We start from the raw sequence: 15,387 nt of genomic DNA, 5'->3' as shown, positions 1-15,387 counted from the left end.
TTGGAAAAGCCCAGCCTTGTGCCGGGCTTTTTCGTTTCAGCCGATTTGTCTAGCTGGCACATCTGACAGTATCCCCAGCCGCGACGTGAACCTAAAAAGGATGGTTTTGCCATAGGAGCAATTCCATCATGACGGACTCGAACCGTTCCCCGTCGTACAGCACCTTCAAGAACACCCCAAGGCTCAACGTCATCGACGGCCGAGGGCTGGCCGTGGCCGAGGTTCTGTACCACCGCAGTCCCGAGCAATTGGGAACCCTCGATGCGCGCATCACCCGGCATACATTCAGCGCCTCGGGTCAGCACCTCGCTTCCATCGATCCGCGCCTGTACGCCCAGGCCCGGCGGGATGGCAACTGCGCGCCCAATATTCGCTACCAGCGTTCCCTGACGGGCAAGGTGTTGAGCAGCGACAGCGTCGATGCCGGCAGGCAATACCGGTTGTATGACGCGTTGAGCAGACCGGCAGTCAGCCTGTCCGCCACTGGCGTCAAACACACTTGGGCTTATCTGGCGGGCCAGCCAGCCGACCGCACAAGCACCCTCACCGAACACACCGAGCCCGGCGCGGGCAAGGTGATCGAGAGGTTCATCTGGGCAGCCCCAAGTGCCTCCATGCAAGCACTCAACCTGAGTGGTCGTTGTGTCGTGCACTACGACACGGGCGGCCAGCACCAGCGTTCAGCCATGAGTATCAATGGCACAGTCTTATGTGAAAGCCGCCGACTGTTGCGCGATGACCGTGACGCGAACTGGCAGGGTTCTGATGAACATGCGTGGAACGCACTGCTGGAAACCGACGCTTTCACCCACCAGTATCAGCTCGACGCCACCGATACACTGATCATGCAGATCGACCCGCAGTTGCACCGCCAGCGCTTCGCCTACGACCGGCTTGGCCTGCAAAAGGCCAGCTGGCTGCACCTCGACGGACAGGTCGAACAACCGGTGGTGATTACCCAGCACTACAGTGGGAGCGGCCCACTGCTGCGCAAGGAGCAGGGTAATGGCGTGCTCAGCACCTTCACCTACGATCCTTGTAACTTGCGTCTGATCGGCGTTCGCGTCGAGCGTCCGGCTGGCCATCGGCTTGGGGCCCAGTGCCTGCAAGACTTGCACTACCGCTATGATCCAGCCGGCAACGTGACGGCGGTGGACGACCAGGCGCAAGCCACCCGTTACTGGCGTAACCAGCAGGTGCCGGCGCAGAGCCGCTTCATCTACGACAGCCTCTACCAGTTGGTCAGCGCCAGCGGTCGCGAATGTGCCAGCCACTCACGTCAGGGCGCACCAGGCATGCCGCTGTTGCTCGACGATGGTGCCGCGACGTTGTACACCCGAACCTACCAATACGACCGCGCAGGCAACCTTGTTCGCCTGCGCCACAGCGCACCGGCCAGCGGTAACAACTACACCCGCCATATCACCGTTGCGACTCACAGCAACCGGGCCGTGCCGGGCGAGCTGAGCGAGGACTCGACGCAGATTGACTGCCTGTTCGACGCCGCCGGCCATCAACTCCAGCTACGACCCGGTCAACTCATGAGCTGGACACCCGACGGTCAGTTGCAAAGCGTCACCGCGCTGTGCCGCGACGATCAGAGGTCCGACGACGAACGCTACCGATACACCGCAGACGGGCAACGCATCGGCAAACTGGCCAGCGCTGAAGGCGGCACCCAGCGCCAGACCCGACGTACGCTGTACTTGAAAGATATCGAACTGCATACCCAGCATGTCGGCGAAACCCTCATGCAAGAGTGGCAGACGATCAGCGTCGGTACGCCAGGCAGTGGCCAGCTTCGAGCGCTGCTATGGACGCAGGGCAAGCCGGACGGCGTCGACAACGGCGTCCTGCGGTACAGCTATGACGATCTGATTGGTAGCGGCGGGCTGGAACTCGATGGCGAGGGCGCCCTGATCAGCCGCGAAGAGTATTACCCGTTTGGCGGCACCGCCATGTGGACGGCACGCAACCAACTGGAGGCCAGCTACAAGACCGTTCGCTATTCGGGCAAAGCATGCGACGCCACCGGACTGTATTACTACGGCCAGCGCTATTACCAGCCGTGGGCCTGTCGCTGGCTGAGCGCCGACCCCGCTGGCACCATCGATGGCTTGAACCTGTTCAGGATGGTCCGCAACAACCCCATGACGCTACGCGATGCCGAAGGCCTGGAGCCCACCGGTGCCCAGCAGCCTGACGGGCTGTACGCACCGAAGCTGCGTACCGGTAAAAACCGCGATCTTGAAGGCGCCTCGATACCCGCGCCGCAGCCCGATGCTTTAGCGATGCTGACCTCGAACCCACAACCGGTGCCACTGCGTGAAGCCGTGAGCGACGTCAGCCAGGCCTCCGAGCCCCTGCTGACGGATCTGATCAACCTGCAGAAGATGTCCATTCCCGACGAAGCAAAAACCGTACTGAACAACGTTCACGGTGGGGGCGAATTATTCCTCGGTGCGCTCAAGGTGACCGATCAGGGCAGAAGCTTCAACGCCTTGATCATCATCAACCCCAGCGCTGGCCAGCATGGAGCGTCCAGTGAATACGCCTATTGGGCACCTCAGGGTGGCTATGTGGACATTCCCATTCACCCAAGCCCAATCGAGCCGGAATTGCTGTTCACCCCAGGCTTCAGCGGCTGTAGCCTGGCCGTCGACCAGATGAACGACCAGACGCTGCGGGTGCGGCATGTCCAAGGCGGACAGGAAGACGCCGAGTACAACGACCTGAGCAAAGCCGAACATGGTCGCGGGATGGTCAATGCCATGGAGTACACCGATTACGGCTACCACCAAGGCAGCGACGGCAACACCGTGCAGAATACAAGGGGCTCGGCCTTCATGCGTTACGACCGTGCAACCCGACAATGGGGTATTCACTATCAAAGTCTGCTGAACGCCCCAAGCATCGTTAAGGTTGAAAACACAACCACCGGGTTGTTCAAGAGGCAGGTCAATCGCCAGGTCACAAGCCTTTTTTCCAAGGCCGCCCGCGTGGTCAATCATCGCAAGGTCAGCCTGAAGGCAGCGTAATGATCGCGGCAAGCGGCCCCGGACGGGGCCGCTTGCCGCCTCCTCCCCCGCCTTACACGCACCTGGAAGCCTTGCCTACCTATCACTTCTACGGATACCGCCCGGTACCCGCGCACCGTAAAACGTCGGGCTGTGATTTCCCTGAACGAGTGCGAACCGTGAACACGCCTGAACTGCCCGACCCGATCTTCGACAACGACGAAGACCTGACCCCCGAAATCGATCTGCCGGCACAACCCGAGCCTGTCTACAACCCACTGTTCGAAAACCTGGTGCCCGCCACCCCGCAAACCCGTGCTCTGGATGGCCGACTCAGCTTCGCCGAGGCCATGCCGAAGCTGGGCTACAGCTCGGTGTTCGACATCATCCGTCAACCTAAGAAAGCCTTCGCCGGCCAGGTGCGCACCCTGAGCGACGCCGACGGTGAAATGGCCTACGACAATGCCCTGTGCTACGCCACTCAGATCGCCCGCTCCTATCGCGAGGAGAGCGTGTCGTCAGGCCGCGACCTGCCATCGATCGCCCCGCAGGCTGGCGTCCGCGCTTTGGTCGACATCGGCCCCAGCTACCCCAACCTGTTCAAGGAAAACTGGGACCAGTTCTGCAAGGTCGGCGCCATCGAAGCCATGGACGGTCCAGTGGCCTACCTGAGGTCGCTGCGCCGCTTCGCTGCCCATGAAATCGAAGGCGCTTCCACATCGCCCAAGCGTATCCCTCTGGCCGTGCGTCGTCCCGATCTGGACAAACTGGTGATCGACGAGCAAAGCACCTACCAGAGCCGCCCCATGCTGGACCTGGTCAACGACGTGCTGACCCATGGCATCGACCGGTATCAAACCGAAAAAGGTGATGTGCGGCCGGTGCAGCAACTGCTGGCCTAGAAGAAACATCCGTTCGTCTTCCCGTATCACTTTGCGCATCAGCAGGTGAGTCTGGCGTTGAGTGGTGAAAAGCCACGCCTGGGCGAGATCAATTATCACATCAGCACGCATACGCCCGGCCTGAGTGAAGCTGCCTATGGCTCCAACGACGCGCTGTGCCTGCTGAGCCAAGTCAGTCCTTCCCATCAGCAGTTATTGCTTGGACCCGCGCAGTTTCCGAGTTTCGATATCAATCTGACTGACCTTTCGACGTCCAACCAGCCTTGGGTCTCTCCTTCGTACAGCGAGGCGATAGTCTGGAGTACCCAGACGACCTACGTGCTGCTCCAAGCCCAGCCTTCAGTGATCGATTGCACCCCCGTAGCCACGACGAGTGCTGCAGCCGCCGATGACACTGACACCTTGATCACCGTCAAGCTGAGCGGAAGCGAAGGCGAAAAAACCGTAAAGGTCCGGGCTTACACGCACTTCTTCAGGCGCACCGAACCGCAGGCCCGTTCGATCAATGCACCCACCACCGGCGTCAGCTCATATGCCAGATGCCTGGCGGTCGTCATGAAGCCTGAAGACAATCCGGACGTGGACCTGAGCAGTGATCATTCAGCCACGTTGGTGTTCGACGTCTATGGTCACGAGCATAAAGTGTTGCAGCGTCTGGAAGTGGAGCTGCACGCCTCGAACTGGCTCTTCAGCGACCGGCAAAAACGTTACTTGCAAACGCACTTGGGCGTGCAAGAGCACTCCAGCCAACGGCTGTCGTCGGCAACCTTGACCGTCTTCATGAACCACACCGGCCTGGACGCCGATGACATCGAACAGGCGCTGGCCTTGGGATCGGCGGCACCCAAGGTATCGGTCAACTGCCCGCGCCTGCACTACATCATCACCAGCGCGAACCCCGCCAACCCTGCACCCAAGCCCATGGACGCCGGCGCACGCTACGTCAATGGCTCTGGCGGGCTGGATAACAACCTGCCGAGTCTGGATGACATTTATAAAAACAGCATGAGTATCGAGCAGGGCCCTCCGGCGCGCATTCGTAATCTCTCCCCCGACAGACTCGACCGCCTGCAACGCATGATTCGCCTCCAGCGCTTGACCCGTATGCCGTTCCCCGAACTGGACAACCTGATCGTGGCAGGCATGCGCAGCGAAGGTGACAACGCCGGCTTGCAGCTCAATGCAAACACACTGCGATTGCTCGGTGCCTACCGCTACTTCAATCGCCACTACGACCTGACCGCACGGGAGCTTGCGGCGCTGGTATGCGAGGTCAATCCCTACGCTTGCGATGGCAAGCCAGCCATGTTCGATCAGGTGTTCAATACGCCGGTCCTGTTCGATGCTCCGCTGGTGCTGGACCAGCAGCCTTTGAGGCTTGATACCGCCGACAGGGCCACACAGCAAACCGTGCATCAACTGTGCACTGCGCTGGCCTTGTCGGGTGGTGCTGACGCATTGGGCCGTCTCGTTGCAGATACTTCGGCTTACGTCGGTACGCCAACACGCAGCCTGGCGTTCGTTTCCTCGCTGTATCGGCAGGCACGAATCGCACGCCTGTTCGCCCTCACCGTCGAGGACAGCCAATGGTTGCTGGCGCTACTGGGTGGCGCTGAGTTCCGACGCCTGGTGGCCAAGGGACAAATGCTGTCGCGCGACGCTGCCCCTGGCGTAGACGTTCTGGATGTACTGATGCGCATGGACTGGACTGTACGCTGGCTCACGTCGCACAAGCTGACGGTAGCGGCACTGCGCGCGCTGCTCGACTCCACTGGCACTACCATGACCACGACTGCACTGCTGGACAGGCTGCAGCAACTGGCCGCCGACGCGTTCGCCCAGGCTATAACCGCTACGGAGGTGGGCAAACTGAATCTGCCCACCCAAGCCGATGGCACCGTGATCGATTGGTACGCCCACCTACGAGGCAAGACGCTGATCAGCAGCAGTGGCTTCGTCACCTCCCTTGCGTTCACATCGCCTGACAGCGATCACGCCCAGTTGCTGGGCCGAGCGCAAGCGCTGTGTTCAACCTTGCCCCTGGCCGCCGATGCCGTCGCACCGACCGCAGCTCGCCTGGCCGACTGGCTGATGGACAACCTCACCCGTCAGCAACGCCTGATCGAAGGCTTCCTGCAAGAGCACACTGGCCTGCTGCCCGCGCAGGCACTGCTGGCCGGCCACTGGACCCAAGTGACGCCGCAAGCGCTGCTGTACCGAATGGTCGAGGCCTGGCCTGCCGACGGCGAACCAGTGCAGACGCACATCGACGCCATCCTGCAGCACCTGCAACACATCAGTTGCGCAGCCGGTGCCATCGTCTGGGCGAAGACCGGCGAGCGCGCTTTGCGCACTTTTCTGGCCAACCCGCAGTGGCTGGGCGCCGAAAGGCTGTGGCCGCACACCCTGCAAACTCTGCACCTGCTCAAGGCCTACGACGATCTGTTCAGCACTCTCGGGCAACCTGAGGAAGACCTGCTGGGTTATCTGGAGCTGGCCAACACCGCCGTTTCCAAACGCCCCGGCAAGCGCCAGCTGGCCGCCCAGGCCGAGCAATGCAACACGGCTGCCGCCAGCCTGCTGGGCTGGAACCTCGATGACGTCGCCGTACTGACCGCGACGCTGCCCCAGGGCATCGCCAAAACCGTCGCCCACCTGGACTGGCTGCGCCGTGCCCAAGGTATCGCGCTGCAGACCGGCCTCAACGGCGCGACCTTACTGCAAGCCTGCGCCTTGAGCGCCGACAGCCCCGAGGCCGACTGGCAGGCGGTTGGCCAGGCGGCCATGGCGGCCGTGCGCACTTGACCCCTCGGTATCGGTAGACCTCTTCGCGGGCAGAGCCCGCTCCCACAAAGGTTTGAGGAACACCTCGACCCCTGTGGGAGCGGGGCTCTGCCCGCGAAGAGGCCCTCACAGGCACCCCAAACACACCCCTTGAACCACCCTACAGGAATTCATTCCATGACCATTGCAGCAACCCTCAACGAAAGCTTTCGTGACGCCCTCGTCGCCTATTACCTGGGCGAACTGGTGCCCAACGACACCACCCTGCAGGAACTCGGGCTCACTGACAAACTGCGCACCGAGAACGACCTCTACGAATACCTGCTGCTCGACACCCAGGTGACCCAGGCGGTGGAAACCAGCCCGGTGGCCAGCGCCATCGCCAGCCTACAGCAGTACGTCAACGGTGCCCTGCTGGGCATGGAGCCGGGCTATGACGATGTTCGATTCACCGAAAAGATGCTCAGCAAATGGCGCGACATTCACAGCCAGTATCCGATCTGGGCGGCTAACCAGCAGCTGACCTGGTATCCGTCGCTGTATATCGATCCGTCGTTGCGCATGAAGAAGTCCAGCTACTTTCAGCAGCTGGAAAACGACATCAACCAGAACCGGATCAATATCGATACGACTCAGGATGCGGTGAAAGCCTACCTGGCCAGTTTCGAGGAAGTGGCCAACCTGACCATCGTCAACGGCTACATTGCCGGTACCGATTTCGCCCAGTCTCATTACTACTTCATTGGTAAATCCCGCGCCGAGGGCGCCTATTACTGGCGCTCGGTCAACATGGCCGACCGAAGCTACATTGCCCAAGGTAACGAAGGCCCTCAGCATGACAATCCCAGCCCAGGCGCATGGTCGGATTGGAAGAGCATTAACTTGCCCGTTTCCGAGGCCGCGTTGGAGAAGACTATCCGACCCGTATTTTTCAACAATCGACTGTTCGTGACGTGGCTGGAGTTGACCGAGGCCACCGACAGTGCAGACAGCGGCGAACTCAATGCTGCGCCTCCCGAGTCCGACGGCCGCTACGCACATCGCAAGCTTGCCAAACCACAGGTGGTATCCAGACTCAGGCTGAACATTATCTACAAAAAATATGACGATAGCTGGAGCTCTCCGCATTGTTATATGGACGTCGAAGTGGATCGCGCAGCCATCACGGATATAAATGGTGAACTGACGCTCGATACAATCGCCATCGCGGACTCCTCGACCACGCCAGATGCTCTGCTGCTGGCCATGTATGCCGGATACACTTCCGGCCCTACAAATCCTGATGGATCGGCAGATACGTACAAGCTTCTTCGAACGATCAAAATCGATAAGAATTTCAACACCAGTGAACTCTTTCCGGTGCGTGGTCTGGTGGACGGAGGAGATGACGATGGGGCGAATCGCACGCTGGTGCTACGAGCGGGCATTCTGTTCGCGAAGGTGAACAAGCACAGGTTTCAATTCCCGCTCACAGCCGCGGCGATCAGGCTAAAACAGGTTCAGACGACCTCTCCACACCCCGAAACGTCGGGGGTCAATGGATGGAACCAGGACAATCGGCAGCGCGATATCCTAGACACCAGCGCAGGCCGTGAAGTCACTTATGACCCGGTACATAACCAGGTCACGATAGCGACCCACGTAGGGACCGCGTTCGAATCGAAGGGCGCTACGGAGCTCACCTTCCGGGCAACTGGCACCCAGAGCTTTGTAATCAAACTTATCTTCGATGTCGCCAATGGCGAGAACGAAGAACATGCGAGACTTCTCAGTGGATCGGTACTGACCGCCACAGGCGGCGTATTGTATTATAATTTTTTTGGATGGTTGAAGCTACTGGGTACGAGCCTGACAAAGTCATTAATTGTCGATAATACAACAGAAAGCGGTTTCCAAACCGCCCCCCGTCAGGGACGAGCAGACCTGACAGGAAAGTTCGTCAACCTTAATGTGATAAAAGGGCTTTTGTCTGGCTCAAGCATCAGCAATATTACAGTCACGATATACCGTTACGCTGACGGCGCCACTCACTTCGTCAATAGCGAAACACAACGCTCCACAGACGTTCGCAACTATCAGCAATTCCTTGCCCGTCCCGCGTCCATGGACACGCCGACACCTGCCAACATTCAAGAGAAGTTCAATCTGCGCGTCGGTCCCAAATTAACCACGCTGGTGCCCTCGCAGCACTCACAGGTGATCAAAGTCGATATCAACCCTGATACGCTGCGGCCTTCGTGGTCGGTACACTGGCCAGCGGGCTCCACAAATGCCTTCACTATTATTCACGGTGTGTACATCACAGACCAGGAAGAAACCACATACACGAGCGTTGGACATTGCGTCAAAGCCTCTTTGATTGAGCTGGAAACCTATAGCCGCGATGCGTCGCTGGTTTCGCCAAAAATCTCGTTAAGCACGAATTCGAATCTAGGCATCGCTGAGTTCATTGACTTCACAGCGTCTTCCATTTCCATGAATGACCAGAATATCGCTGCCCGACAGCCAATCCGCATGAATACGCTGTTCGCTCGCAACCTGATTGCCCGCGCCAGTGTCGCGCTGGAGAATCTGCTTTCCTGGGAGACTCAGAATCTTCTTGAGCCGTCGCTCTCAATGGATACACCCGAGCCACCTATGGACTTCAAGGGTGCCAACGGCCTGTATTTCTGGGAATTGTTCTTCCACCTCCCCTTCCTTATCAGTCACCGGCTCAATACCGAGCAGCAGTTCACCGAGGCTGACTACTGGCTCAGCTTCATCTTCGATCCAAGCCGACGTGGCGACAGCAGCGGTCGACCGGACTACTGGAACGTTCGCCCACTGGTGGATGTAATGAGCCGCGAACGCTCGACCCGGGCGCCAGTGGATCCGGATGGGATCGCGAGCGATAACCCCGTCCATTACCGCAAGGCCGTGTACAACCACTTCATCAAGAATCTGCTGGACCGCGGTGACAGCGCCTATCGACAACTGACTCCGGATGCGTTGAACGAGGCGAAGTTATGGTATGTGCGTGCCTTGGACCTGTTGGGGCCACGTCCGGACAAGCGACTGGTAAGCGGCTGGAATCCAGTAACGCTCGAAGAGCTCACCACCACTGCGAATGGCAAGCTGCGAGCATTCGAAGCCCGATTGAACGATGAAGCGCGGTTGCTGGCACAAAGTGCGCACGACAACGACGGCATCACTTTGATTTTCTTCAACCATGCCCCCTTGGCATTGATGCCTTTCACCGCCGATCCATTGGTTCAGGAGGTCGACAGCCCATACTTCCGCGTAGCTCTGAACCGCGAGCTGGTGCAGCACTGGGACACCGCCGAGGGGCGCCTGCGCAATTTGCGGAACAATCGCACGCTGGACGGCAAGCCACTGCAACTGCCCTTGTTCGCCGCCCCGCTGGACCCTCGCGCCCTGCTGTCGGCGTTCGGCAGCGGTGCCACCGGCGGTGCAGGCGGTCGACTGCTGGCCCAGGAAATTCCGCATTACCGCTTCAGTGTCATGCACAACCGCGCCAGCGCGGCGGTGGAAAATCTGATCCAGTTCGGCTCTACCCTCTTGTCGTTGCTCGAACGCAAGGACAGTGCGCACCTGCAGGAAATGCAGCAACAGCAAGCCTGGGACATGGCCAAACAAGCCATCGTCCTGCAGCAACTGGTGCAGGCGGTCGAAGCCGAAGGACGCAAAGCGCTTCTGGCCAACCGCACGATTGCCGAGAGCCGACTGGCCTACTACGGCAAACTGGCCGACGAGGTGGTCAGCGCCGGCGAGATCTCGGCCGGTGCCCTGCATTTGCAAGGGCGAGTGGCCGAAGGCGTGGGTGCGGTCTCCGAAGCCATTGGTGAGGGTCTGAAGGTACCGCCTAATCAGGTGGGTGCAGTGGGTGGCGTGATCGCTGGCATGGCCGGCGGCGCGATCGTCGGCGCCACCACCGGCGGCTGGCGTCTGGAAGGCGTACCGGGCATTGCCGCAGCGATCTCCAAAGGCGTGGCCGCGTCGTTGCACGGCGCCGCCGAAGCCCTGGACCGCACCGAACAATACCGCCGTCGCCACCAGGAATGGATGCACGCCGAAGAACAGGCCCAACGCGAGATCGATCAGATCGATGCGCAACTGGCCGTCCACGACGAGCAGGCCAAGGTCACCGCCGAGCAACTGCGCCAGACCGAGCTGATGGTGGATCAAGCCGCTACTACCTATCAGTTCCTCAGCAAGCGCTTCACCAACGCGCAGCTGTACCAGTGGCTCAACGGCCAGTTCGCCACCTTCTACTACCAGGCCTACGACACCACCCTGTCGCTGTGCCTGGCGGCCGAAGCCTGCTGGCAGTACGAGATCGCCGACCTGAAAACCCGCTTCATTCAGCCAGGCGCCTGGAAGGACAGCTACCGCGGCCTCACCGCGGGCGAGTCGCTCAAACTCAACCTGATGAAGATGGAAGCGGCGTACCTGCAGCGCAATGCGCGTCAGCTCGAAATCACCAAAACGGTGTCGGTACGGCGCCTGCTGGAAGCCGAGGACAAGCCGTGGACCACAATGGTTGCCGATCTGGGTAAGACCGGTGGCCTTGAAATCAAGCTCGAACAGGGCCTGTTCGACAACGACTACCCCGGCCAGTACCTGCGCCGCATCAAGCGAGTCAGCGTGACCCTGCCAGCGGTGCTGGGACCGTACGAGGACGTGGCTGCGGTGCTCACTCAGACCTACAGCAAGGTGGAGATGAACGAAACCGTCGGCGTCAACACTTGGGAAAACATGCGCGCCAGCCAGCAGATCGCGCTGTCCAGCGGTGTGGATGATGACGGCATGTTCACCCTGAACTTCGACGACGAGCGTTACCTGCCGTTCGAGGGCACGGGGGCGGTATCGAGTTGGAACCTGCGCTTCACTCGCCATACGCCTGAGCTGCTGGCGTCGTTGAGCGATGTGATCGTGCAGGTCAGCTATACCGCCAAATCGGCTTAAACAGGCCTGGCCCTTTCGCGGGTGGAACCTGCTCCCACAGGGATCTCGCGCCCACACTGATCGGGTGATAGCGCCGATCAGTGTGGGGGCAGGCCCCGCGAAAAGGATTACCCCAACTTCTTTGACTCGTGCCGGCCGCGCTCGCCGGCCCGGCATCTGCTGAATTTTTTTGAGAGAACTACCATGTCCATTCACGATGAAAAGCTCTTTACCGCACCGATCGAGGCCGACGTCGAAGAGCACGTCACACAGCCCTCGGACGACAACGACGTACCCAACCCGCTGTTCGAAAATCTGGTACCCGCCACCCCGCAAACCCGTGCTCTGGATGGCCGACTCAGCTTCGCCGAGGCCATGCCGAAGCTGGGCTACAGCTCGGTGTTCGACATCATCCGTCAACCCAAGCAAGCCTTCGCCGGCCAGGTGCGCACCCTGAGCGACGCCGACGGCGAAATGGCCTACGACAATGCCCTGTGCTACGCCACCCAGATCGCCCGCTCCTATCGCGAGGAGAGCGTGTCGTCAGGCCGCGACCTGCCATCGATCGCCCCGCAGGCTGGCGTCCGCGCTTTGGTCGACATCGGCCCCAGCTACCCCAACCTGTTCAAGGAAAACTGGGACCAGTTCTGCAAGGTCGGCGCCATCGAAGCCATGGACGGTCCAGTGGCCTACCTGAGGTCGCTGCGCCGCTTCGCTGCCCATGAAATCGAAGGCGCTTCCACATCGCCCAAGCGTATCCCTCTGGCCGTGCGTCGTCCCGATCTGGACAAACTGGTGATCGACGAGCAAAGCACCTACCAGAGCCGCCCCATGCTGGACCTGGTCAACGACGTGCTGACCCAGGGCATCGACCGGTACCAAACCGAAAAGAGCGATGTACGGCCGGTGCAGCAACTGCTGGCCGAGAAGAAACACCCGTTCGTCTTCCCGTATCACTTTGCGCATCAGCAGGTGAGTCTGGCGTTGAGTGGAGAGAAGCCACGTCTGGGCGAGATCAATCACACCTTGGCGATGCCTGGCTCGCAGCAGCCTGTAGACCAGAGCAACGCGTTGAGTCTGATGTCGGGATTGAGCCCGGCGCAGCAACGCCTGCTTGTTCAGCCAAGCCCCTTCGCTGCCCTGAGCCTGACACTGGGTAACGGCACGTGGGAGTCTCCTGTTCAATCCAATATTTATCCGTGGGGTACGAGCGACACCCACTTCGAAGTACCCGAACAGGCTGCGGTCTCAAGCGTCAGCCATCAGACGGATCACACTCTGATCGCGATGATCGTGCAACAGGATGGCGTTGCACAGACGGTCAACCTGAGAGTGTCAAGCTCGCGAGTAGGGCACTGGGGCTCATGGTTCCTGCCCCAAACTCATAGAGACAACGCCAATGGCGTGACCCTGCGGATCGCCTATGACCCGACCGATAACGACGGCAGGCCTCTTGAAGGCCAGTTTCACGGCGCCTTGCTGATCAATGTGATGGTCAATACCAACGGTTGGACCCGAATCGGTCGCCGCTTGAGCCTGGACATCTGCACTGGCGGCCTCGAGACTCATGGCCGCACGCTGACCGCCGAAGAAACCCTGTTCTTTCGCGAGCATTACGGTATAGCGCAGATGTCGTTTGGCCAGAGCGCGTTGAGCCAGGTGAACACCTTTTGCCAGGCGACCGGCGTGGATGCCGAGCAATTGCAGTCACTGATTGCCCAGAAGCAAGCCTTTCCCCGGCTTTCGCCTAACTGCCCGATCGTGAACCCCACCGGCGCGGACAGGCCCGAGCGGCGCATGCCTTCTTCGATGAACTATGGTGCGGTCTACGTCAATGGCACGGGCGGCCAGGACGCTTACGAATCGGGTGACCTCACCGAGTACTACAACAACGGTTTGACGTTCAGGCAGCAGCCCGGCACTTCCAGCTCGTTGCTGGGCAATACGTGCCTCGATCGCTTCGACCGGATGCAGCGCATGATCCGTCTGCAACGCTGGATGGATATTCCATTCGCCGAACTCGATACGCTGATCGTCTCGGCCATGCGCGCCGAGGGCAATGCAAACCCTGGCCTGCAGACCAACCAGAACACCTTGCGCATCCTGGGTGCCTACCGCTACTTCAACAGACGTTTGGGTATCGGCGCCGAAGAGTTCGCGGCGTTCGTTCACGACATTACCCCTTTCGCCAGCGGCGACACGCGGCCATTGTTCGATCGCGTCTTCAACAATCCTGTCCTGTTCGGCGCCCCGCTGGTGCTGGATCAAACCTCGTTCACCCAGACCACGACGGACATGGCTTCGCAGAAAACCATCGGACAACTGTGCGCGGGCCTGGGACTGTTGCCCGACGACACATCCTTTGGTGTGGTAGCAGCAAACACCATTGCTCACGTCGGTCCGCTCAAGCGCTCGTTGCCGGTGGTGTCGGCGCTGTATCGCCAAGCACGCATTGCCGCTTTGTTCAGACTGAGCGTGGCGGACCTGGATTACGTGCTGCGCCTGCTGGGCGGCGAAGCGTTCGTACGCAAATGCACGGCGGGTGTGCTGCTGCCACGGGTGGACGGCGCCACCGCCGAAGCCGACATGCTGGATATACTCATGGAGCTGGACCAGGCCGTACGCTGGCTGGCCCAGCACAAAATCACTGTCACGCAACTGCGCGAACTGCTGACCGCGCCCACTCCCCTTGCGCCAACCGACACCTTGCTGGAGCAACTGCAGTCCATCACCAGTGAGCTGCGTACCAGCCTGGCAACGCCTGAACACGTAGCTGCACTCAAGCTTCCCCGCGCAGCCTCGGGCGCGGCCATCGACTGGCACGCCCGAATGGTTGGCAAGCTGATCAACGACAAGCATGAAGTCCTGGCGCCAACACTGACCCTTGAAGATACCGCCTGGGCGCAATTGACCGACAAAGTGGCGGACATGGCAGGCACCCTTGGCTTGGCCGACGAGGACATCGCGCCGACCGTCCAGACCCTTGCCGATTTCCTTTATAGCCTCTATCGCCACGAACAGCAGTCCACGGAGAGCTTTCTGCAGGCTTTCACCGGGCTGCTGCCGGAGCGTGCACTGATGGTCGAGCGCTGGTCGGGGAACATGCCGTTGGCCACCCGCCTGCGGATGACCTGGCTGGCGGACAACAGTCAGAACGATGAGAGTCTGGAGGCCCTGCTGCGTGAACTGAACGCTGTGCAACTCAGTGCGAACGCGTGCACCTGGATCGACATCGGCGCCCGTGCGCTGCGCACCTTCGTGGTCCATCCCGCTTGGCTGGGTGGCGAGGCGATGCGCCCGCTCACCTGGCTCAATGTGCGCTTGTTCAAGGCCTACAGCACCCTTTTCAACAGCCTTGGCCAACCGGAGGAGCGCCTACTGGGCTATCTGGGTCTGGCCAATACAGTCGTTTCCAAACGCCCAGGCAAGCGTCAACTGGCCGCTCAAGCGCAGACCTGCAACGTCGCGCTGGCTGCGCTGCTGGGTTGGAGTGAAAGCGAAGTCGCCCTTCTGACCGCGCGGTTGCCGCAACACTTCGCAAAAACCGTTGCGCACATCGATTGGGTGCGCCGCGCACAAGTCCTTGCCATGGAAACCGGCCTGAGTGCCGCCACGCTGTTGCAAGCCTGTGCGCTGAAGGCTGACAGCCCGGATACCGATTGGCAGGCGGTTGGCCAGGCAGCCATGGCCGCGGCGGGCACTCAGTCGGCCTGAGGCAGGCATGGCGGTGTGCTCGCGAA

At 60.4% G+C, this 15,387-nt stretch carries 5 protein-coding genes; all 5 read left to right on the top strand.

What is annotated here, in order from left to right; translation table 11 throughout:
- Nucleotides 1-128: 128 nt before the first annotated feature.
- Entirely contained in the window at nt 129-3,038 is a 2,910-nt protein-coding gene (locus tag BLV18_RS04905; protein WP_090356708.1) for an RHS repeat-associated core domain-containing protein, read from the top strand.
- Nucleotides 3,039-3,196: 158 nt separating this feature from the next.
- Nucleotides 3,197-3,919: a Tc toxin subunit A gene (locus tag BLV18_RS04900; RefSeq protein WP_167375911.1), complete on the top strand. Its 723-nt coding sequence runs from the start codon at nt 3,197-3,199 to the stop codon at nt 3,917-3,919.
- Nucleotides 3,920-3,976: 57 nt separating this feature from the next.
- Complete coding sequence (locus tag BLV18_RS04895) at nt 3,977-6,724, top strand: hypothetical protein (RefSeq protein ID WP_090356704.1); 2,748 nt, start codon at nt 3,977-3,979, stop codon at nt 6,722-6,724.
- A gap of 156 nt (nt 6,725-6,880) precedes the next feature.
- Nucleotides 6,881-11,668, top strand: a complete 4,788-nt coding sequence (locus BLV18_RS04890; RefSeq protein ID WP_090356702.1) for a Tc toxin subunit A-related protein — start codon at nt 6,881-6,883, stop codon at nt 11,666-11,668.
- A 183-nt stretch (nt 11,669-11,851) separates the two neighbouring features.
- The gene (locus BLV18_RS04885) at nt 11,852-15,361 is read left to right on the top strand and encodes a Tc toxin subunit A (protein ID WP_090356700.1); all 3,510 of its coding nucleotides are present in this window, start codon (nt 11,852-11,854) and stop codon (nt 15,359-15,361) included.
- Nucleotides 15,362-15,387 lie beyond the last annotated feature (26 nt).

It is taken from the genome of Pseudomonas coleopterorum (assembly GCF_900105555.1).
Taxonomy (GTDB): Bacteria; Pseudomonadota; Gammaproteobacteria; order Pseudomonadales; family Pseudomonadaceae; genus Aquipseudomonas; species Aquipseudomonas coleopterorum.
Note: the sequence above shows the minus strand (reverse complement) of the source record. Positions and strands in the feature narration are given on the sequence as shown.

Coding starts and splice junctions, on each gene's coding strand:
- BLV18_RS04905 (WP_090356708.1), top strand. CDS start 129: ATGACGGACTCGAACCGTTCCCCGTCGTACAGCACCTTCAAGAACACC.
- BLV18_RS04890 (WP_090356702.1), top strand. CDS start 6,881: ATGACCATTGCAGCAACCCTCAACGAAAGCTTTCGTGACGCCCTCGTC.
- BLV18_RS04885 (WP_090356700.1), top strand. CDS start 11,852: ATGTCCATTCACGATGAAAAGCTCTTTACCGCACCGATCGAGGCCGAC.